Genomic DNA, 22,120 nt, shown 5'->3' on the forward strand with positions numbered 1-22,120 from the left:
TCTCTGCAATCAAAGCCTTGCCTAAAAGCCTTTAAATTCTCACTGAGTGAGCAATAATTTAATGTGATTGGTATAAACACCAAAAATCATCAAAATACGGCCTGCATAGGCGTGAATATTTGTCGATTATCAGGATTTAAACTACCTTTCTAAATTGATCGTTCATTGTCATAACATCAGAGGCTGTAGCCATGTCTCCCCCTGCTAGTTTCAACTCCGCGCTAGGACCTTGTATTTTTACCTTGCTTGCTTTCGCGCCTTCTTGTTGTTTTGCCGAAGAACAACAAAGTGCCTTTCAATCGGCGTGGGATGTTGCCGAGCTATGGAAAAATGACGATGGTGATTACGTTAATTTATCTGGGCGTTTGCAACAAGATGCCGCCTGGTTTGATGCTGACCAGGGGGAATTTGAGGATTTACTCTGGCGTCGTTTCCGGTTTGGTTTTAAAAGTCAGTTTTATGGTGCAACCTTCACTCTGGAGGCGGATTTTAATTTAAATGACTCTCTGTCAGAAAGTTATAACCGTTTAACCGATGCCAATATCGCCTGGACGTTAGGCACTGGCGCAACCATCAAAGTGTTAAAACAGTCGGCCGGTTTTACCTTAGATGGTAAAACCTCCTCGAAAAAGCTGCTGACACCCCAGCGCAATAATCTGACCAATAATCTTTGGTTTACCGCCGAGTATTTTTCTGGCCTTAGCATTGGCAATAGTTTCGCAGAGCATTGGACATACTATGCGGGTATATTTTCCAGCGATCCGGAAAATGAAATTGGCTTTACGAAAGCAGGATACTTTAGTTTTCTGGAATTAGGGCGAACATTTAGCGCCAATGATTGGATGGATAACGGCGAGGTGCGCCTGGATTATGTCTATAACAAAGAAGATGATAATGCTGGCACCCGAGATTTTGGCCACATTACCAGCCTAAACAGTCATTTTCATAAAGGCCAGTGGGGTCTTAGAACTGATTTGGCATTTGGCAGTGGCTATTTTGAACAACCGGACGTGTTTGGATTAGTCGTCATGCCGTTTTATGATCACAATGAAATTGTCCAAACGGTAATGCGCTATACCTATATTAATAGCGATGGTGATAACGGCGTGCGCCTGGGGCGCTATGAAAATCGCATTGAAGGCGATCGCGGTGATGAATACCATGAACTGTTCGCGGGCGTAAACTTCTTTCTCAATGAGCATAAGTTCAAAATCCACGTAGGCGCCCAATATGCGATGATGGACGATGATGCCAATGATGGCGGCGAATACCAAGGCTGGGGCATCACTTCTGCATTACGGGTCTATTGGTAAAACCCCAAACCTGCTCGGGATTCAGACATCCTTTTTTTCCTCCAACACGTTTAAATCTAATCGTTTCCTGAAGACAACGATGGGTGTTTTATTCATAGGGTAAGTCGATGAGGCAATGCCTTAGTTAAGTCACCTTTTTGAGAAATTTTTCATGACTCAATATTTGACCTATTCTTAAGAATAATTCTCATGTTTTCCGATTATCCCTTGAAAAATAAAAACTTAATTATCGCTTTGTGCATATTCAGTTCTGTCCCGTTTTCATTGTTTGCCACTGAAAGCGCTGATTTGGATATTGTGTATGAAGATCAAATCACCCACATTAGCAGCGAAGATGGCAATTTCTATCTTAAACCAGAACTGCGATTTCAGTTTCGTTACAGTACGCCTTTTGAAATGAATCCCGTTTCTGTTGAAGAGCTGCTGACAAGTGACAACTCTGCATTTGAGATTAATCGCGCCAGGCTGAAAGCCGAAGGGCATGTGGGACGCCCCTGGTTTGAAGTTAAATTTGAATATGATCTAAAAAATAGCCGGTTATTAGACGCTCGTATTACCTTGGCAAAATACGAATGGTTGCAATTTCGCTTTGGCCGAATGAAAGCCCATTACAATCCTGAGCGCGTCGCATCCTCAAAAGACTTAACTCTGGTTGATAGAACCATGGTTAATGACTATTTCACCGCGGACCGCCAGCAGGGCATCACATTAATGGGGCGCTTGGATAAGCAGGGATTTTTCGATAGTAATTACTGGTTTGATATATCTATGGGAGAAGGACGAGACACGGTTAATGATGTTGGCGAAGGAGCAGACGGCAGCAACAATAACAAATTTATGTGGATTGCCCATTATCAATGGAATTTTCTCGGTGAAAAATTAGGCTCGGCGATGAGTGATTTAGCGATACGTCAGAAGCCTGCCGCGAATATTGGGGTAGCGGCGTTGAAAAACACCAGTAGGTACTCTGGATTTGACAGTAACACCGGCACACAGCTCCCGGGATTTGAGGATTACTTTGATAATGAGCAGTACACGATTGAGCAATGGATGTTGCATGGTAAATTCCATTTCAATGGTTTGTCGCTTCAAGGTGAATATCACCAAAAAGATGTGATTGATAATATTGTCAGCCATACAACGTCAATGCGCGGATATTATCTACAAGCCGGTTTAATTCTGGCGGGATGGTGGGATACGATTCCACCAGAATTTGAGATTACCGGAAGGTTTTCAGATCTGACACCGGATACCGCAAATTCGAGTTATGGACAGTCGGAGTGGCTATTGGGGATGAACTGGTACTTCTTTGGCCATCGCAATAAAGTAACAACCGACTTCGGTCAATTTTCGATTGATGAACGAGACCGAAGCTATGATGACACCCGTTTTCGAGTGCAATACGATTTAAGTTTTTAATGGCAAATATGTCTTAATCAGCAATGGGGTCAAGCGACCCTTTTGCTGAAAAAACATTTAATGATACCGTTAAAAACTCCCCAGAATTCAGAGTTCAGTAATCTGAACCCTAAACCCTCAACGTCTTACTGTTTGTTACGCGTCTTCCATGGTCATTAACGAAGCATTGCCGCCTGCTGCCGTGGTATCTATGGTTACGGTTTTTTCTGTAACCAGGCGATGTAACAACGCGTCATAGCGCACAGGACTGATGACCGGCAGGATAGCGCCACTGCGGGCAGCCAATTGTTCCGCAAGATAAGCAACCAGTGCGCTTTGTGGTCCACAAATAGCACCGGCAAGGGCTGAATGTGCTAACGCTTCAGGTAATTGGCTCAGGCTTATCACCTGGAAGATTCCACGAACCAAGCCAAGTTTTTGTAATACTCCTTCAAGCGCTATCGCTTCGTTTACATACTCATCTGCGACGGCACAAACGACGGTATTACCAGCAACTAAAGATGAAACTACACTGACTAACCAATATTCAAATGAGGTATGCGTATCACGCACCGCAATCATCGTACCTCGAGATTCGAGGTACAGTTTATTGGATTCACCTGTAGGCCCTGGCAATTCAATCGGCTTGCTTAAGGTTTTTTCAAACGCATTTAATTGCGCCCGTGCTGCCTGCAATGCCTGCTCTAAATCGCTCTCTTGAGCCTGAACAATGCGATTGCTTGCCAGCGTTGCCAGCAATTGACGAACAATCGATGAACGTAAATGTATATCGGTCATCGACCAATTGCGTTCGTCAGCTTTGGCGCGGTTCATGATGTCATCAACCGGCAGCTCGCCGCAGGGCTTACTGTTGGTAATTTCCTGAACGGCGTCAGCATTGGTCAGTGAGGTTTTTACACTGACTTTTTCTTTAACCAGGCGCGTTAAATACATAGGGCCACCGGCTTTGGGTCCGGTGCCCGATAAACCACGGCCACCGAAAGGTTGTACGCCGACCACGGCGCCAATCATATTGCGGTTAACGTAGATATTACCGGCGCGCGAACGCTTGGCCAGATATTCACTTTTATCTTCGATGCGGGTGTGGATCCCCATGGTAAGGCCAAATCCGGTACCGTTGATCTGGTCAATGACGTTATCCAGATCTTTTTCTTTAAAGCGGACCACATGCACACAAGGGCCAAAGACTTCTTTGGTGAGTACCGATAAATCGGCAATTTCATACAAACGCGGTGCGAAGAAAAAGTTACCGGTATCGCCCATTTCTGGAATTTCACATTGATAATGCAATGTCGCTTTGTCTTTTAAGTACTCGACATGATTGTTCAGGGCGGTGTATGCCTTACTATCGATGACCGGACCTACATCGGTAGCCAGCATGGCTGGGTCACCAACATGCAACTCCTGCATTGCTCCTTTGATCATGGTAATCACTTTATCGGCAATGTCTTCTTGTAAGAACAAAACCCGTAACGCCGAACATCGTTGACCGGCACTTTGAAAACCCGAGGCGATAACATCATCAACGACTTGCTCAGGCAATGCGGTAGAGTCGACAATCATGCAGTTTTGACCACCGGTTTCAGCAATCAGAGGGACCTGATGGCCTTGACGCTCTGCCAGTTTTTGCGAAATCCAGGTGCCTGTTTCGGTTGAACCGGTAAACATGACCGCTTGAATTCGAGGATCAGGAACAACGTGTGCACCGACCTGTGAACCGCGTGCAATGATCGGCACGACAACATTCTCTGGCATGCCAGATTGTTTCATCAATTCAATGGTCCGCAAAGCAATCAAGCTGGTTTGTTCTGCGGGTTTGGCCACCACAGTATTCCCCGTCACAACGGCAGCGGCGACCTGGCCTAAGAAAATCGCCAGCGGGAAGTTCCATGGACTGATACACAAGACTACGCCACGGGATTCAAGTTCCTGCGACGGTAACATGGTTTCGGCACGGGCGGCGTAATAACGACAAAAATCTACCGCTTCACGCACTTCGGCGACACCATCAACGGGAATTTTTCCAGCTTCTTTAATACAAAGAGCGATAAGTTCATCGCGGTTGGCTTCCAGCGCATCCGCCGTTTTTCGAAGCAGGGTTGCCCGTTCACTCACAGGAGTTTGTGACCAGTTGGCAAATGCGGCCTCAGCATTGTCGATAGCTGTAGTCATTTGTTCCGGTTGTAGATGGCTCAGATAACCAATGACCTCATCATGATTAGCCGGATTGATCACCGGTTCTGCGCCTGCGCTTTTTTCATGCGCGTTAGCTGTGACGCTGTTAAACCAATTGTCGAGATTGTCACGCATAGTGCTAACCTGATCGACATTGGTCAAATCTATGCCTTTTGAATTGGCGCGTTCGCTGCCATAAATATCGATAGATTGCGGGATCTGCGGGTTGTATTTATTCACCCAGGATTGCACTTGTTCTACCGGATCTAAAAGCAGGCTTTCAACCGGGATATCTTCATCAACAATATTGTTTACAAAGGAGCTATTGGCGCCATTTTCTAACAATCGGCGAACCAGGTAGGCGAGCAAATCGGCGTGCTCACCAACTGGGGCATACACGCGACAGGCAACCTTGTCCTTAGTGACAACCTGATCATAAAGCGATTCTCCCATGCCGTGCAGGCGTTGGAATTCAAAGCCGCTGTGATCATCGGTCATTTCTAAAATGGTGGCGACAGTGTAAGCGTTATGTGTGGCGAACTGAGGGTAGATGGTATCTCGATAACTTAGCAGACGTTTAGCACAAGCCTGATACGATACATCGGTGGAAGGTTTGCGGGAAAATACCGGAAAATCTTCATATCCTTCGACCTGAGAGATTTTTATCTCCGAATCCCAGTAGGCACCTTTTACTAAGCGCACCATCATTTGCCGATTTGCTGCTTCGGTTTGCTGGCGTACCCATTCAATCACGTACAAAGCGCGTTTTTGGTAAGCCTGAACTGCAATCCCAAACCCGTTCCAACCATCAAGGTCGGTATCGGAAAATACCGCGCCAATAACATCCAGAGAAATATCCAGGCGATCCGCTTCTTCAGCATCAACGGTAAACCCGATGTCATAGGATTTTGCGGCAAGTGCTAATTGCTTCAAGCGTGGAATTAACTCTTCGAGCACGCGCTCACGGTGAGTGAATTCATAACGGGGGTGAATCGCGGACAGCTTAATCGAGATACCCGGGCTTTGTTGAGGACCTTTGCTGTTGGCGGCTTTGCCGATGGCATGAATCGCATTCATGTAGCTTTCAAAGTAGCGATCGGCATCGCTCATGGTGCGAGCACCTTCACCGAGCATATCGTAGGAATAGGTATATCCTTTTTGTTCGGTTTTTTTCGCGCGTTCAACTGCCGCATCAATTTTACGACCCATAACAAACTGGGTGCCCATCACTTGCATGGCATAACGCACGGCTTTTCGGATCACCGGTTCACCCAATCGGCCAATGGTTTTTTTCAAGAGTCCGAATTGCTCTTTTTTCTTTGTGTCGGTGTAGTTGACCATTTTCCCGGTCAGTAGCAAGCCCCATGACGATGCATTAACAAAAATTGAATCGGAATTGCCAATATGAGCACTCCAGTCGCCTTCAGCCAGCTTGTCACGAATCAGACTATCAGCGGTTTTTTTATCTGGCACCCGAAGCAAAGCCTCGGCAAGACACATCAATACCACGCCTTCATCAGTGGAAAGTGCAAATTCATTTAACAAGGCATCGACACCGCCTTTGCCAATTTGATCCTTACGAATCTCTAAGACGAGCTGACGGGCCCGTTCCCAGGCTCTGGATTTAGCCGCGGGACTGATTTCAGCAATCGGTAATAAGTTAGCAAGCACCTGATTTTCATCGGCGCGGTAATGATCGCGAATTTGCTGGCGAATCGGGTCTGAGGTAATTAGGTTTCCATTAAAAAGCATGGCAAGGGCCCATAGGTTATTCTGATTACAATTGTGCAGATTGTAGATAAATTCAGCCAAAATATGCTGGTGATATTTGAAATTTTTCAGTGTAATATTTGGTGTATATTTAATTAAACCAAATAAAATAGTGTTTAGTGGGGTGGCGTCATGAGCGGCAAACAACGTACGTTAGATCGAATTGATCTTACTATTTTAGACACTTTGCAAAAAGACGGCAGGATTTCCAACGTAGAATTGGCAAAAAAGGTGAATTTAAGCCCTAGCCCATGCCTGGACCGAGTTCGACGCCTTGAAGATGAAGGATATGTGAAACGTTATGGCGCGGTATTAAATGCTGAAAAACTGAATATTCCGATGTCGGCATTTATTCAGGTGACACTGGATAGAACCAAGGCGGAAGTGTTTAACGATTTTCGCGATGAGGTGGTTAATATCAAAGAAGTTGCAGAGTGCCATATGGTCGCCGGTGGCTTCGATTACTTGCTTAAGTTAAGGGTTACCGATATGAACAATTATCGCGATGCGTTAGGAAAAGTGGTTGAATTGCCAGGGGTTAGTCAAACTCACACCTATATCGTAATCGAAAAGGTCAAAGAAGATTTAGGGTTACCTATTGTTTGAATCATCAGAGGCTATTGCTTGACTCAAAGTCAGGTACGAAGAACTCTAGCGTTGGTATAAAGGCAATGAAAATTAATGCCTCCATGCCTTGATGAAAACTTGATGAAAAAATGTGCCCCTATTTAAACATTTTTGCTAAATGTGATCTTTATTTCGGCTTCGCTATCTTGATTTAAAATTTCCGCAGATACGCTTAATTATTCATGTTATTTAGCTATCTCTTCTTTACATAGTAGACGGCATTTTCTTCAAAAAAAACAAAGCGTTTTTGAATAATTGTGCTATATTGCGAGATGATATCGATTGCTTTTTAATCACCTTGGGTTATTAAGTGATTGTAATTGTTAGCTGTTAATTTATTGGAGTAGCTAGATGAAACACAAGATGATGACACTTGCAGGGATGGTATTTGCTCTCGGTCTTGCAGGTTGTTCAAGTAACGAGATGTTGGAAAAAAATGTTGCCGATCTGACCATGAAAGTGGACAACCTTTCATCTCAGGTTGATAGCCTTAGCAGCGAAGTCGCTGATCTTAAAGTGCAACAGCAACAAGCCACAGCAGACGCCATGGCCGCTAAAGAAATGGCTGCTGAAGCCAATGAACGTGTGGATAATGTGGTTGAATCTTATAAGAAGTAATCACTCACGTATGCGTTAAAAAAAACCGGGTATGACCCGGTTTTTTTATGTCTGAGCGGTAACAGCATGTCCAACTATAGCGTTTCTGCCTGAGTGACTTTTTCTGCTTCATCTTCGTTGGCGTAACTGCCAGGCGAAATCTGCATCGGGATCCCTTTTGGCGACTTAATGTAATTTTCAAGAAGTTCCAGCAAGTGGGGATCGTTGCCTAAAAAGTTTCTTACGCCGTCTGAAAATGGCAGCAAGCTTGGTTGCTGATGGTTTTCCAGTGATAACGGAGAGTGTACTTCAATTAGTCGCATATCCGGATTTTGATAGGTCATTTTAATGGGTTGATCGATAATTTTTACCTGGGTACCTAAATCCACTTCATTAAACAACCACTCGATATCTTTTGGATACATGCGAATACAACCGGAACTTACCCGCATCCCGATACCAAACCTTTGATTGGTGCCATGGATAAGATACACGCTTTGGCCTAAACGAAGTGCGTGATCGCCAAGGGGGTTATCCGGGCCTGCAGGAATTACCTTAGGCATCGGCGTACCATGTTCTTTTTCGTATTCTTCGCGTTTATCCTGGGTTGGATACCAATCGGGTTTGTGGCGTTTCTCACTGATGCTTGATATCAAGGTTGGCGTCGAGTCGCCAATTTTACCGATGCCAACGGGAAATACATGAACTTTGTTACTGTCTTCTGGGAAGTAATACAGGCGCAGCTCAGATAAGTTTATCAGGATGCCTTTGCGTTCTGCATAGGGCAAAATCATCTGCGAAGGAATGGTCAAAACCATGCCGGGCGTTAAACGTGTTGGATCAATGCCAGGATTTGATTCCATCAGCGCCAGAAATCCAATATCATATTGCTCGGCAATCTTTTGAAAATAATCACCTTTCTTCACTGTGTGATAAGTAATACTGCCAATTAACCTACCGTTCTTTGTATCCAGAGTATATTCTTTGGCAAACAGAGAAAATGAAGGGGAAAGTATTAACAGCGAAATCAGAAAAAGTACTGCGTTTTTCAATAGTTGCTATCCATAGTACAACAAAACCTGAACGGCTAGTTTACTCTGAGCCGTTGGTAATTTCCAGTGATGGTATTTGGTTGGAAATTATCGTTTATATATATACTTAATCAGAATTACCCGTTTGCACGTTTTTAGCCATTGAGGATATGTGGTGTTCGAATTACCAACGAGAAATTTAAAAGGGCAGGTCAGTGACATTGAGTGGCAGACTCGTGTTGATCTTGCAGCCTGTTATCAATTGGTCGCTCATTTTGGCTGGGACGATCTTATTTATACCCATATATCGGCACGGATACCGGATACCGATCATTACCTGATCAACGCCTTTGGCATCGCTTTTGACGAGGTTTGTGCTTCGAACCTGGTAAAAATTGATATCGACGGCAATATTCTTGATGACGGTCCTTATAAGATTAATCCGGCGGGTTTTACGATTCACAGCGCTATCCATGAAGTACGCCATGACGCGGGATGTGTTTTACACCTGCATACTATCCCCACTATCGCGGTGGCCAGTCAACCACAAGGGTTATTGCCATTGAGTCAATATTCAATGTTTTCCATCGCGTCAATGGGGTATCACGACTATGAAGGGTTGGCAGTTAATCCGGCAGAGAAAAAACGGCTTCAGGAAAACTTAGCTAATAATAATCACTTATTGTTGAGAAGCCACGGGGCGTTAACGCTCGGGGTAACCATCGGCGATGCGTTTATGCGTATGTATGATTTAAATCGTGCCTGTGAAATCCAATTGGCCATGCAGGCAAGTGGCATTGATAACCTCACGGTCGGACAACCCATTATCGATAACATTACTGCCCAGGCGAAGGTTGTGCATACCGGCACGACTGGTGGCCAGAAAGCCTGGCCAGCCATGCTAAGAAAAGCCTATAAAATCAACCCCGACTTTGTGAAATAAGCTCTCCAATCTTTGAAACAGGAATAAAAATGAAAATTACCCGCGTTGAAATTTTTGATATTCATTGCCCAAAACGCGATGTTTGGAATCCGGTGTTTGTTCGTATTCATACCGATGAAGGCATCAGCGGAGTCGGTGAGGCTGGCCTTGCTTATGATCTCGGACATAGCGCAGCGGCGCATATGATCAAAGAAATCGCCGAAGCCATGTTGATTGGCTTAGACCCGTTTCAAACCGAATTATTATGGTCGCGGATGCTTAGGGAAAGCTTCTGGGGCTTAGGCGGTGGACCTGTTATCTATGCGGCAATGAGCGCCATCGATACCGCCCTTTGGGACATCAAGGGTAAAGCCTTAAATGTTCCGGTATATCAATTACTCGGTGGCAAGGTAAATGACAAGTTGCGCACCTATGCCAGTCAGTTACAGTTTGACTGGGATACAGAAGTAAACCGCTTAAACGATCCTGCGGATTATGCACGGGCCACCGAAAAAGCCTTAAAAGAAGGCTACGATGCGGTAAAGGTCGACCCGATTATGTATGACATGCATGGGGTGACCCATTTTGATCGCACTAAAATTTTCACCAACCCGGAATTGAAGCTTTTCCGAGCTCGTCTGGGAGCGATTCGCGATGCTATGGGGGATGATGGCGATATCATCTTTGAATGTCATAGTCTGCTTGGCGCTACCACCGCAATCCAATTGGGCGATATGGTGGAAGAGTTCCGTTGTATGTATTACGAAGAGCCGGTGAATTATTTGAATTCCGACCTTCATAAGAAAGTCGCAGACAAGGTTAATGTGCCCATTGCTGGCGGCGAGCGTTTGTATAATCGCTGGGGTATCAAACCTTATATGCAGGATCAGTCCATTGATGTATTGCAGCCGGATATTGGTTTGTGTGGCGGATTTACCGAAACCAAAAAAGTGTGTGATTATGCGGATACGTTTGATGTGCGAATTCAGGCTCATGTTTGTGGCGGACCGGTTGCAACCGCCGCGTCGTTACACCTAGAAACGGCATTGCCGAATTTCCTGATCCACGAGCATCATACTTATGCGATTAAAGACTGGAACCGTGAACTTTGTATACAGGATCCACAACCGGTTAACGGTTATTTCCAGGTTAGCGAAGAGCCGGGTCTTGGCATCGAGCTAAACGACAGTGTGGTTTACCGTTCACCGCATATGGAAGTGAAATAGAATGATTAGCAGGCTGTGAATTTAGGTTCGCAGCCTTGTCTTACCCGATAAAACGTGTGATTCCTTAAGGAAGAGTGATGAATCAAAGTTGGGATGCAAACGAATATAACAAGCACGCATCTTTCGTGTCACAGCATGGCTCGAATGTGTTGGCTTTATTAAACCCACGTTCGGGTGAAAATATTCTTGATCTGGGTTGTGGTGATGGGACCTTGAGTCTGGAAATTCGCAACGCGGGTGCTGGTGTTTTCGGTGTCGATGCAAGCGCTAATATGATAGAGAAAGCTCAGAGTCGCGGAGTGCCTGCAAAAGTAATGCTTGGCGAGTCACTGTCATTTGACAATGAATTCGATGCGGTTTTTTCCAACGCCGCTCTGCACTGGATGCTAAACGCTGATGCTGTCATTCTGGGCGTATTTCAAGCGTTAAAACCCGGTGGTCGATTCGTCGGAGAGTTTGGCGGCAAAGACAATATAGATGCTTTAGTCCAAGCCATGGAAACGGTCTTTGCGAGCAACGCAGATTTCCCTCAATTCAATAATCCGTGGTACTTCCCGGATGTTCAAGAATATAAAGCAAAACTCGAATCGACTGGTTTTAAGGTGGATTACATCGAGTTAATTGCTCGGCCAACGCCTTTAGAAACCGGCATAAAAGAGTGGTTAAAAATCTTTTCTCACGGCATAACGTCGAGCTTAACCGACTCTCAAAAGGCTCGTTTCTTGTCTGGCGTTGAGGATTTGGTTAAGCCAGATTTGCTGATAAACCATCAGTGGATTGCAGATTACGTAAGACTAAGATTCCACGCCACTAAAATATAAATACTCAGTATATCTGGGTCAGTACCTCTGTGAATACAGGCAAACTGTCACTTTGCGTCTGGCGGTGCTATCCGGTAAATTAGCTATCCATTTTTATGGTGCAAGATCAGTGAGTGAAACTCGGACGTTTAACATTTAACAGGAGACACATGAAAGCTCAATTGCCCCCCTTGCTCCTTTTAGCTATTTTTGCTGCTTTTTCTTTTGCTAAACGAAAAGAGCCTGCTGAAGTACCTCCAATTGTGCATGGTGAATTTATTTACACCGTGCCCCATGGGGCTGCGGACAATGGTACAGCTCAGAATGGCGGCTTTGTCAGAGTTTTAGATGCAAAAACTGGAACTTATGTTTGGGGAATCCAAGTTTATAAAATTAATTACGATGATTCATTAGAGACGGATGCTCAAGACGTTTTTATCACTTCTATTGAGTTGAACTTTTGGCGAACTCAATTGATCGTTCGTAACGAGTCTGAACAAGAATTTCGAATCGATTTAAGTAAACGAGTAGTTGTCTCTAATTAGTTGCAAAAACATTGTTTCAAAGGTGGATTTGACGTTATTAAACTGAAAAGGTTAAAGTTTATGTAGAGCGAACTACAGTCATTCAAATCACCTGAATACCACACGAGCCAATAAGCAATTTTTATCAAGGAATTTTAGATGAAAAACAATTGTCCATACTGTAACCATCAATTGAGTATAAAAGAAGTTTTAGCACCTTCTGTTATTACCTGCAGATCCTGTGGAAATAAAAGCTATCTCGGTAATTTTATTCAATGGTTATCAATAGCGTTGCTTAATTTGGGTATTTTATTTTTATTGCTATTCTCAACGGCATCTATTGAGGACGAAGCGGTAAGAAAAGGTTTGGTTTATTGCGTTAGTCCAATAGCCTTTCTTATATGTGTTTTAGCATTTATCAAACCAGTGAAGTTGAAAATAACTGAGTCAGCAGATTAGCGTGACTGACCGGAAGGTGGGAGACATTCAGCCTTATGGTGATAGATTCCCTGTCGTGGCAGGGAATGACGCAAGATTAGTATGCTTTTTCTGAGACCTGAAGCCTGCCGCCTGTTCACTTGAGGGAATTTTAATTCCTGCCAATGGCACTTCAGATATACCGGCTGTTGTCTAAGATACCGTGTAGTATCACGGTATGACGCTTTTTAATTGCTTTTTCTGAGACCTGAAACCTGCCGCCTGCGCACTTGAGGGGATTTCAATTCCTGCCTGAAATAACTGCTGTTAAAGCCGATAAATCCGCTTAGCATTGTCATAACTGTATGCTTGAAATGTCGCCTCGCTTAATCCTAATTCATCCCGGTAGCCAAGCCACAATGTATCGTAAGGCATCGCTAGCAGGTTAATTGGGAAATTGCTGGCCAGCATAATGCGATCGTCGGTAAATAAATTTGCCAGTTTGTGTACTAACCAGCGCGCGTGATCCCAGCTCCAACGAGGGTTTTGCATTTCCATGCCGGAGATCTTCAGAGCGAAGTTTTCCTGATCGGCAAAATAGTGCATGGCTGCACGCCATCTGGCGTAATCGGGAAGTGCCGGCCATTGATTAAAATCGCGAAGAATTCCACAGTGATTGACACAGATTTGTAACTGCGGGTATTTACCGCCAAGCTCCGCCAAACGTATCGCACAGTCAAGATCACAACAATCCAGTTGTGCTTCAAAAACCAAGTTGTGCTCGGCTAGTAACGCTAAGTTTTTTTCAAATACAGGGTCGTTAAGCAGGCGCTCACCCTGATCATCAATAATGTGCCTGACACCTGAAAAGTGCTCGTAAGTCATAAGCGTTGCCAATGAATGAGCAAAGTTTTCCTGAGTTAAGTCAGCACAGGCAATGGCTTTGTAGCGTGGCAGTTTCAAACTAGCGAGAAAATCTAATTCTTTTTCTGGGTGTTGGTTGTCATAACCGGCTTCAATATGAACCAACCCATCTAGTTGTATCTCGCCGTTAAGGTTTAGATCGGCAACACTAAAATTCTGTTGTAATGATTTTTTATTGGGCCAAAACGGCGGATGTTCAGGTTTTAACCAATGGTAATGTCCATTATCAAAATCGAAAAAATGGATGTGAGGATCAATAATCTTTAATGGACCACTCATATAGGTTGTTTCCTGTTATTGGCTTGTGTAGCCGCCATCAATTACCTGCAATGAACCGGTAATAAATGCTGCCTGTTGGCTCGCTAAAAACACCGCGTAGTTGGCGACTTCCTCTGGTTGCCCAAGGCGGCCCAGCGGTTGCAGGGCTGCTTCTTGCTGATGTACCGTTTGCTTGTCAGCGCCTGAACGCTGGCAGTATGCATCGATAGCTTGGTGATACAAAGGCGTTTCTATGGTACCTGGGCATATTGCATTGGCGCGAATATTAAATTGAGCATAATCCAGAGCTGTGGTTTTTGCCATGGAAGCTAATGCGTGTTTACTCAGGTTGTAGGCAAAGGAATTATGCTTGGCCACCAATGCCTGCTCGGATGCGATATAGAGAATTACCCCTTGGTTTTGCTGTTTCATTACCGGAATTACCGCTTGCGTGGCCGCAAAGGCACCTTTGACATTGAGAGCCATCAATGCATCAAATGTTGCTTCACTGGTATCTTCTATCGTTGCCGATAGGTGACGACCCGCATTCGAGATAAGTACATCGATTTTTTCAGTCTGTGTTGCAATCGATTTAATGGCAGTTTGCACCTGCTCAAAATTACTGACATCACATTCAATGTAATGGCCAATTTTACCGGGCTGAATATCCAGATTGTAAACGTGATAGCCATGGTCGATAAAGCGCGCAACGATGGCGGCGCCAATACCAGACGAGCCGCCGGTAACAATGCAAATTGGGTTGTGGTTATCCATTTATTGCCTTTTGGGGTTGTGGTGGTCAAGTTAATGTATATTTTTGCTGGGATTGTTGCTTGCCCTGCTCATCATAAGTTACTTCATACAGGCTTGCACCGCCGGATTTATGGGTGAAAAATAGCGTGGTAGAGCGGGTTCCATAATCTTTAGATTGTATAAAGATACTTGATAACCGCCGTTCCCATTCGATACCTATACCCGTATCTGGTAGCAGTTCGTCCGGCGCCTGACTTCGATCCTGCATGATATTGAAGAGCGCAACTGGATCCAATGGTAGATGACGCTTAACAATCGCTTCAAGCGCTTTTTCGCCTTTTGCCATCTTGGGCCACTTATCATTGAGGTTACCATTGCAAATGGCGTGAAATCCGTCACCAAGGCGCTGTTGTTGCTGTTGTCTGGCGTTAAAGCAAAAAAGCGTCGGGTCTGACATATCCTTACTCTGATATATCAGATTAAAAGGGTTGTACTGTCGACTATTGATTAATAACCAATCTTCGTCGATATCAATACTCTTGGTTAGAGCTGCGGTGACCAGTTCACCGCGTGAGCGCATCTCATTGCTTGAATTATTCGCTATCGCGAGCCTTTCTCGAATATTGGTTAAGCCACTAAAGCGGAATCCTTTTGCGATATTGCCCGGTTCATGGGCAACCCCAAGCCAGGTTCCTCCTGCCTGAATATCTTTACCGGCGGTGATTTGCCAACGAACGTCGTTAGCAGGCCAGCGATGCATCGATTGCGTGGGACGCTGATAAAATTCATCGCGATTGGCACAAACAATTAATGGATGATCCGGATGTTGGTTAATGGCTAGAAATAAAATACACATGTGTTTTTTTAGTTACAACGACGAGCGGGGCCGCACCGCGACATTGGCAAAGATAAGCCCTGCTACCAACGCCATAAATATCAGGAAGGTTTGCGAGCCAATCTGATTCATCTGTACGATTACGCTCCCGGATATTAATGAGTTTAGGCCAATATAAACTTTTGAGCCGGGAACCAGAACAACTAAGCCCTGCAACATTACGATACTCGCTGGCGCTTTCATAAAGCGAGCGAATAAATTGGAATACACGCCAATGGCAAAGGCACCAAAGAAAGCGCCTAACGCGATGCCAACATATGCACCTGCCCAAACACTGGCGCTATAGGCGATAAAACCTGACAATATTCCCCAAAAGGCATGTCGTGGCCGTGCTCTGAAAATAACAACCAGTGACAAAGACAATATCAATACGGCTATCCATGCTGTCCATGCCGGTACTTGTTCAGTCAGAACATAGTCGCCTTGTCCCCACAACAAATTTCCTATCGTCATGCCAAGTACACCGCCAAAGTAAAGTTTAAACAGCGTCATCATGGCATCCATGATCTTGGCGGTACCAGACATTAAATCCCGCTCAGCAAGTTCTGCCAGCCCTGTGGTTAGGGATAAACCCGGAATAAAAACAATAATGGATGAGAGGATCACTAAGGGAATATTGATTGCCGGATCAAATAAACTAATGGCACTGGCGGCCATGGCTACCAAAATGGCGGTTAGGGGTTCCAGGGCATTGGCAATGCTTTTCGAGCGCTCTGACCAGAGCACCATTATATTCACCAGAAAACCGAGCATGGTAGACCAGAAAACGTCATGCCAGCTGGTGTGCATTAATAACGCAAATGCACCGGAAGATGCGCCGAATGCAAGAAAGGTCCAGAATTTATTGTATGGGGAAGGGCGCGCTGCGATATCTTGTAAACGCTCGATAGCCTCCGCTAATGTACGCTGACCAGAGGCAAGCTCCTCAACCAGATCATTGGTTCTGGCAAGGGCACTTAAATCAATATCCCCAGGATTTACCCGAACAACGTAATTGTATTCCTGCTGATCTTCAATGTTGTACAGTACAAATGTCAAAGCCGTAGGCGTAATAATAAATGACCCGGGAACATCTAAGAACTGTGAAACATTTTTTAAATGATTTTCAAGGCGATACGCAGAGGTACCGAATTTATGCAGGGACTTTCCTAACGCAACAATGAAATGACGTTTTTGGGTGAATGAATCGGGTTTCACTTATCTTCCTGAGAGCAAAAAAATAACGGGATAGTTACAATAATTTTACCTTGATTTTGTTAAAGAAGCGACCAGCGGTTAGCAACAAAAACAATCGCTTTTATCTTTCTTGTGGTTTTGCGATGATGGGGTTCCTGCAACATTAGGATGATGAATAAGAGCAATAACAATGACTAAAAAATCCCTAATCGCCAAAACCCTACCTCTATGTAGCGCTTTGGTATTTTTCAGCTCGCTAGCCGAAGCAGAGCGCCTTAATGAATTTGCCTGTCAGGTCGAACACCGAGTCGGCTTTAACTACCAGAAACAACACAAAACATGGGTGGGCAGTACCTCCGATGACGTTGTATCGGCGTATAAAATAAAACCCAATTCACGCGGCTCAGATCTAAAAAAGTATCCCTATGAATGGGTAAATGCCAGTGATGATTCGTTTATGGGGTTTTGTACGAATTTTAATCTCGATGCGCAAATGACCTGCAAAGGATTAGGGAAATTAGAATTTAACAAAGACACTAAGCGTTTCTTGTATGTGAGCGATAAAGGTTATGTGAGCTACAATTCACCTCGCCCGAAATACTATGTCGCCGATCAGGAAAGTCCGCAACCTGGCATGGCCATTGGTACTTGCAATCAGAGCTAATCACTCTAAGCGATGAAAAAACCCGGCTGTTGCCGGGTTTTTTGTTATTTACGATATACGATTGTGTATCTGGAGATTATTTAATCTCTAATTCCGCCAGCATCATCTCACGGATAATTGGCACCGGTGAGCTACCATAACTTAAGAATTTGTTATGGAAATCGGTAAGATTAAAATCATCACCCATTTTACCTTTTAACTCTTCTCGTAAGTCATAGATTTCAGAATAGCCCGTAAAATAACTGGTTAACTGTACTTGCGATAAGGTCGCACGGCGCCATTTGCCGCGAGCTTCCGCTTCTTCCTGGAAGGCTTCGTTCATCATCATATCCAGTGCTTCCTGTTCGCCAATACCATTGACTTGAATAGCGTAGTCGATAATGGAGTTCATGATTACGCGCAGGTTCCACTTGTAATACATCAACCAAAGTTCTGGTTCGTTATCGCCGTAACCTTCTTCGAGCATCATGCGTTCGGTGTAAACCGCCCAGCCTTCAATCATCGCACCATTACCAAAAATGGATTTGACTAAAGATTTCGACTTATTGCTGTGTACCAACTGAGTGTAATGGCCCGGTACCGCTTCATGGATATTAAGAATTTGCAGGATCCAGTGATTGTACTCACGTAAATAACTTTCCGCCTGCTCGTCGTTAAAGTTATCTAATGGTGTAACGTTATAGTAGGTATTTGCTTCGGCGTCATAAGGACCAGGGGCATTGATCGAAGCCCCGGCAAAGCCGCGCTGATATTCTGGCGTTTCGCGCACTACCAATGGCTTGTCTTTATCCATTTCGATCAGGTTTTTCTCCATCACGAATTTTTCCAATTCCGGGATCTGAGCGCGAATGGCATCAACAAATTCATCACGTTTTACGTGTTTTACCGATAGGTGATCAATTAGCTGCTTAGTCGCTACCAGCATGTCTTCTGGCATTTCGGTGTCAGCAAAGTAGGTTGGCCATAATTGCTTGGTAATTTTTGCCATTTCACCGTGAACGCGCTGTTTTTCGCTTACCGCTTTATCAAACAACTGCTTGGCACTTAAACTGGAATAAATATCCAGGGCAAACTTTTGCTCGTACAGTTCGCCGCCGATACGAAAATCTTTAGCGTTATCATTTTCTTTAAGCTCAGTTGCTTTTTCCTGCAACCAGCCAATGTAGCCTTCAATTGCCGCGGAAGCCTCTTCAATGCGGGCGGTAAAATCGGTTTTTTCCTGTTCACTTAAACCCGAATCTGCGACAGACTGAGCGATGGCGCCGGAGAATAATCCAGCGGCGCCCTGATTTTGCTGAATCGCTAATTCGGTATGAGACAAGGTTGGGGTGGTGATGTTTGCTTTCGCTGCTTCGTAATAGGCGGGAATATTTTCCATGCGGCGATAAATGGTACGCAAACGCTCATCCTTGGCTTTGTAATCGGTATTTAAAATAACCCCGAACACACCAGCAACGTTATAACTTGCTGGGTTCCACTGATAGGATTTCAATTGTTCCATACTGAAAATTTGTGATTCCAGCTGGTTTTTTAAAATGAAATAGTCGCTGGCATTGCCCGCATCTAATTGCTTAGGGTCAAAACCCTGTAACGCCGCAAGCTTTTCTTTAACGAGAGCAAGATCTTTAGCCATGGAATCTGCATCCGGTACTGGCATCTGATCATCGTATTTATAATAACCGACATAAACCGCATAACCTGGATTGAGTTTCCAGAATTCATTGATAAGATTTTCGCTAAATTGAGCAAATTGCTGGTTTACATCAGCTTGCTGGCTTTGCGCCGCAGCAGAGGCAGGTTCAGCCGATTGACCGGGTTGCGGCGCATTATTGTCGCCACAGGCGGTCAATGTCGACGTAAGGGCGGCAGTTACAGTGAGTGCGAGTAAGTGCTTTTTCATTGTTTTCTCTAATAATCTTGTTGGTAATCTTAAACACCTTGCCAATAAGCCTGATGGCTTGCAAGTAGAATCAACCGGGTTGCGATAAATGACAAATAATTTCAGGTCAGTTGAATTTAATCTCTGATATACTTGCGCCAATGATACCAATCTTAAGTGGTATAAAAATTTAAGGAGCCTCCATGAAAGTTTGTGGTGTAGAAATCAAAGGTGATGACGCAGTAATCTGTGTGATGAGCTTTGAAAACCAACTATTTGATTTACCCCATGTACGCGTACCGAAAGTATCTTTAGATCGCGGTACGGACACTGAAAATATTCGCAAATTTCAATTTACGTTTGCCAAGTTGATGGCCGATTACGGTGTTGAAACTGTGGTTATCAAAGAACGCATGACCAAAGGCAAATTTGCCGGCGGATCTCAGGGTTTTAAAATAGAAGCCGCAATTCAGCTGATTGAAGCATTGACAGTCGAATTAGTGCGTCCAGCGGATATCAAAGAAAAACTTAAGAAAAGTCAGGTTGAAATTGATTTCCGCGATACGGGATTGAAGCAATTTCAGCAAGGTGCGTTTGAAACGGTATTTACCTATTTTAATCCTTAAAAATAGGGTTTCAGGTTTCAGGTTTCAGAACTGGGGCTTGAGTGAATGGGAAAAGAAAAAGGGCAAGATACATTCTTGCCCTTTTTTGTGGGCGACATTATTTCTGAGCGTCTACCCAGGCCATGATCTTGTTTTCAAGAATCGGCATTGGCAGTGCACCGTCAATCAGCACCTGAGTGTGGAATTTACGAACATCAAAATCTTCGCCAAGTTCCGCTTGTGCCTTATTGCGTAGGTCGCGAATTGCTCGCTGACCGGTTTTATAAGCCAGGGCCTGACCCGGAATAGCAATATAACGCTCAACCTCAGCCTCGATATCTGACATCGCCAAAGACGAATTTTGTGCCATAAAATCGATTGCCTGTTCACGGGTCCAGCCAAAGGCATGTAATCCCGTATCCACCACTAAACGCATTGCCCGTAATTGCTCATCAGATAAGCGACCGTACCATTGGTAAGGGTCGGTAAATAAGCCTAGCTCTTTACCAAGACTTTCTGCATATAAGGCCCAGCCTTCGGAAAATACTGTGTAGCCACCAAACTTACGGAACATAGGCAAGTCTTTGACTTCCTGTTGAATAGTAATTTGAAAATGATGACCCGGCGAGGCTTCATGAATACTCAGGGTTTCCAGAATAAACTTAGGTTGCGCTTTTAGGTTGTGAGTATTGATGTAAAAAATACCCGGACGCGAGCCATCAGGTGCTGGTGACTGATAGCTAGCACCTGCGCTCGATGCTGCGCGGAATGCTTCTACGGCGCGAACTTCATAATCGGCTTTTGGGAACACCTCGAAAAGCTTTGGTAATCGCTTATTGATGTCGTCTTTGATGTCGGTGTAGGCGGCGACAACTTCTTCTTCGCTGTGCCAATAAAACTGCTCATCTTCCTGAAGGAATTTAAAGAAGGCTTTTAAATCACCATCAAACGCCACTTGCGCTTTTACCTTATTCATTTCAGCCAGAATGCGTGCAACTTCCTGTTGACCAAATTCGTGTAACTCTTCGGCAGTCAACGCCAAGGTGGTATTGGTTTCAATTTGATACTCATACCAGGCCTTACCATTGGGTAATTCTGACAAGCCAACGCTGCTACGGGCTTTTGGTAAGTACTCGGTTTTAATAAACTGGTAAAATTCATCATAGGCCGGAACCAAGGTATTGATGATCATATCCTGGTATTGCTCGGTAATTTGTTGCTTTTGCTCTTCATTTAGTTCGGTGTTGGCTTCAAGCATGGTTACCGGACCATAGAATACGCTGTCCTTGACATCTTTAACCACATGCACAGAAAGCTGTGGCAGTATCTTTTCGACAATAGGCTCGGGCAGTACGACACCTTTTTCGAGCCCTTCACGCATCGCTACTATCACGCTATCCATAAAAGCGGTAAAACCTTCGGTTCGCGCGATAAAATTCTGATAATCGAGATAGGTGTTGAACGGTTGTGCACTTTGCCCTGAACCTAATGTGGCATACATATTGTGGATACCATACATTTGATTTAAAGGGATCAGATACGATGGAAAATCATAGCCTTTGATCGCCATCTCGCGATCGCGTTTAAAGATTTGATAACTTAGTAAGTCCTGACCGGATAAGTTCGACTCGTCGATGGCATTGATTTTATCCAGGTACTTTTGCTCAAGAGCCAGACTTTGCGCCAGACTTTCCTCGCTGATTGGAGCATTGAATTTATCATTGTACTGGTTCATCCCGACAAACGTGGCATAAACAGGAGACAAGGCCATAGATTCTTCAAAATAAGCCTGAAATAACGCCTGTGCCTGCTGTTGCGGGCTTGTTGCCTCACTTGCTTGAGTCTCTTGCGTTGCCTGAGGCTGCTTCGTTGTCGGATTGTCCGGTGTTGGATTATTACAACCCGCTAGCGCAGCACCTAACGCCAATGCTAAAAATGTCTTCTTCATAATAACCTTGTTTGAATTGTCAGTTGAACCAGTCTTGGCTGGATTTAATATCATTACGATAAGGGCATTGTAACCTAATCAAAAAATTTTGTTAGGGGGCGAAAGTTAAACCATTTACAGTAATACCAATCCCATTAAGTTTGTGCACAACTCAGAGTTAGGGCAGAGGTTCAGTTACAACATAGATTTCGTTGATA

19 protein-coding genes are annotated in these 22,120 nt (G+C 44.4%); 11 read left to right on the top strand and 8 right to left on the bottom strand.

The window, feature by feature from the left end; all coding sequences use genetic code 11:
* Window positions 1-191: 191 nt before the first annotated feature.
* Together ACHUFQ_RS15275 and ACHUFQ_RS15280 are read left to right on the top strand one after the other, a co-directional pair.
* Entirely contained in the window at window positions 192-1,313 is a 1,122-nt protein-coding gene (locus ACHUFQ_RS15275) for a porin (RefSeq protein WP_394176714.1), read from the top strand.
* 189 nt (window positions 1,314-1,502) lie between these two features.
* The gene (locus ACHUFQ_RS15280) at window positions 1,503-2,732 is read left to right on the top strand and encodes a porin (RefSeq protein ID WP_394176715.1); all 1,230 of its coding nucleotides are present in this window, start codon (window positions 1,503-1,505) and stop codon (window positions 2,730-2,732) included.
* Between the two features lie 135 nt (window positions 2,733-2,867).
* Here ACHUFQ_RS15280 and putA read toward each other — a convergent pair whose 3' ends face one another.
* Window positions 2,868-6,659 (bottom strand): bifunctional proline dehydrogenase/L-glutamate gamma-semialdehyde dehydrogenase PutA, encoded by a 3,792-nt coding sequence (gene putA / locus ACHUFQ_RS15285; RefSeq protein ID WP_394176716.1) that lies wholly within the window; start codon window positions 6,657-6,659, stop codon window positions 2,868-2,870.
* 150 nt (window positions 6,660-6,809) lie between these two features.
* On the opposite strand from putA, the gene ACHUFQ_RS15290 reads away from it, so the two are divergent.
* Window positions 6,810-7,283, top strand: coding sequence for a winged helix-turn-helix transcriptional regulator (locus ACHUFQ_RS15290; RefSeq protein WP_394176717.1), 474 nt, complete (start codon window positions 6,810-6,812; stop codon window positions 7,281-7,283).
* A gap of 372 nt (window positions 7,284-7,655) precedes the next feature.
* Entirely contained in the window at window positions 7,656-7,922 is a 267-nt protein-coding gene (locus ACHUFQ_RS15295; RefSeq protein WP_394176718.1) for an Lpp/OprI family alanine-zipper lipoprotein, read from the top strand.
* A 74-nt stretch (window positions 7,923-7,996) separates the two neighbouring features.
* On the opposite strand, the gene ACHUFQ_RS15300 is transcribed toward ACHUFQ_RS15295, so the two are convergent.
* The gene (locus ACHUFQ_RS15300; RefSeq protein ID WP_394176719.1) at window positions 7,997-8,953 is read right to left on the bottom strand and encodes a L,D-transpeptidase family protein; all 957 of its coding nucleotides are present in this window, start codon (window positions 8,951-8,953) and stop codon (window positions 7,997-7,999) included.
* 154 nt (window positions 8,954-9,107) lie between these two features.
* Here ACHUFQ_RS15300 and ACHUFQ_RS15305 point away from each other — a divergent pair, with 154 nt between their 5' ends.
* From ACHUFQ_RS15305 to ACHUFQ_RS15325, 5 genes are all read left to right on the top strand, one after another.
* Entirely contained in the window at window positions 9,108-9,875 is a 768-nt protein-coding gene (locus ACHUFQ_RS15305) for a class II aldolase/adducin family protein (protein ID WP_394176720.1), read from the top strand.
* 29 nt (window positions 9,876-9,904) lie between these two features.
* Entirely contained in the window at window positions 9,905-11,080 is a 1,176-nt protein-coding gene (locus tag ACHUFQ_RS15310; protein WP_394176721.1) for a mandelate racemase/muconate lactonizing enzyme family protein, read from the top strand.
* A 77-nt stretch (window positions 11,081-11,157) separates the two neighbouring features.
* A complete protein-coding gene (locus ACHUFQ_RS15315) occupies window positions 11,158-11,901 on the top strand; it encodes a class I SAM-dependent methyltransferase (RefSeq protein ID WP_394176722.1) in 744 nt (247 codons plus the stop codon).
* Between the two features lie 149 nt (window positions 11,902-12,050).
* Window positions 12,051-12,425 (top strand): hypothetical protein, encoded by a 375-nt coding sequence (locus tag ACHUFQ_RS15320; protein ID WP_394176723.1) that lies wholly within the window; start codon window positions 12,051-12,053, stop codon window positions 12,423-12,425.
* 138 nt (window positions 12,426-12,563) lie between these two features.
* Window positions 12,564-12,863: a hypothetical protein gene (locus tag ACHUFQ_RS15325; RefSeq protein WP_394176724.1), complete on the top strand. Its 300-nt coding sequence runs from the start codon at window positions 12,564-12,566 to the stop codon at window positions 12,861-12,863.
* A 285-nt stretch (window positions 12,864-13,148) separates the two neighbouring features.
* Here the strand turns inward: ACHUFQ_RS15325 and ACHUFQ_RS15330 are convergent, their stop codons facing one another.
* Genes ACHUFQ_RS15330 through ACHUFQ_RS15345 form a run of 4 tightly spaced genes read right to left on the bottom strand, consistent with a single transcriptional unit; the run spans window position 13,149 to window position 16,848 of the window.
* The gene (locus ACHUFQ_RS15330) at window positions 13,149-14,024 is read right to left on the bottom strand and encodes an amidohydrolase family protein (protein ID WP_394176725.1); all 876 of its coding nucleotides are present in this window, start codon (window positions 14,022-14,024) and stop codon (window positions 13,149-13,151) included.
* A gap of 15 nt (window positions 14,025-14,039) precedes the next feature.
* Window positions 14,040-14,777, bottom strand: coding sequence for an SDR family NAD(P)-dependent oxidoreductase (locus ACHUFQ_RS15335; protein WP_394176726.1), 738 nt, complete (start codon window positions 14,775-14,777; stop codon window positions 14,040-14,042).
* Between the two features lie 25 nt (window positions 14,778-14,802).
* Window positions 14,803-15,612: an NRDE family protein gene (locus ACHUFQ_RS15340; protein ID WP_394176727.1), complete on the bottom strand. Its 810-nt coding sequence runs from the start codon at window positions 15,610-15,612 to the stop codon at window positions 14,803-14,805.
* A 12-nt stretch (window positions 15,613-15,624) separates the two neighbouring features.
* Window positions 15,625-16,848, bottom strand: a complete 1,224-nt coding sequence (locus ACHUFQ_RS15345; RefSeq protein ID WP_394176728.1) for a threonine/serine exporter family protein — start codon at window positions 16,846-16,848, stop codon at window positions 15,625-15,627.
* A gap of 169 nt (window positions 16,849-17,017) precedes the next feature.
* On the opposite strand from ACHUFQ_RS15345, the gene ACHUFQ_RS15350 reads away from it, so the two are divergent.
* On the top strand, window positions 17,018-17,491 hold the full coding sequence (locus ACHUFQ_RS15350; protein WP_394176729.1) for a hypothetical protein: 474 nt from the start codon (window positions 17,018-17,020) through the stop codon (window positions 17,489-17,491).
* Window positions 17,492-17,567: 76 nt separating this feature from the next.
* On the opposite strand, the gene ACHUFQ_RS15355 is transcribed toward ACHUFQ_RS15350, so the two are convergent.
* Window positions 17,568-19,391 (bottom strand): DUF885 domain-containing protein, encoded by a 1,824-nt coding sequence (locus ACHUFQ_RS15355; protein ID WP_394176730.1) that lies wholly within the window; start codon window positions 19,389-19,391, stop codon window positions 17,568-17,570.
* A gap of 182 nt (window positions 19,392-19,573) precedes the next feature.
* On the opposite strand from ACHUFQ_RS15355, the gene ACHUFQ_RS15360 reads away from it, so the two are divergent.
* Window positions 19,574-19,996, top strand: a complete 423-nt coding sequence (locus tag ACHUFQ_RS15360) for a DUF3010 family protein (protein WP_394176731.1) — start codon at window positions 19,574-19,576, stop codon at window positions 19,994-19,996.
* 97 nt (window positions 19,997-20,093) lie between these two features.
* Here the strand turns inward: ACHUFQ_RS15360 and ACHUFQ_RS15365 are convergent, their stop codons facing one another.
* Window positions 20,094-21,923 (bottom strand): DUF885 domain-containing protein, encoded by a 1,830-nt coding sequence (locus tag ACHUFQ_RS15365; protein WP_394176732.1) that lies wholly within the window; start codon window positions 21,921-21,923, stop codon window positions 20,094-20,096.
* Between the last annotated feature and the right edge of the window lie 197 nt (window positions 21,924-22,120).

Origin of the sequence: Thalassotalea litorea (assembly GCF_043642205.1) — a bacterium.
GTDB classification, from domain to species: Bacteria; Pseudomonadota; Gammaproteobacteria; order Enterobacterales; family Alteromonadaceae; genus Thalassotalea_A; species Thalassotalea_A litorea.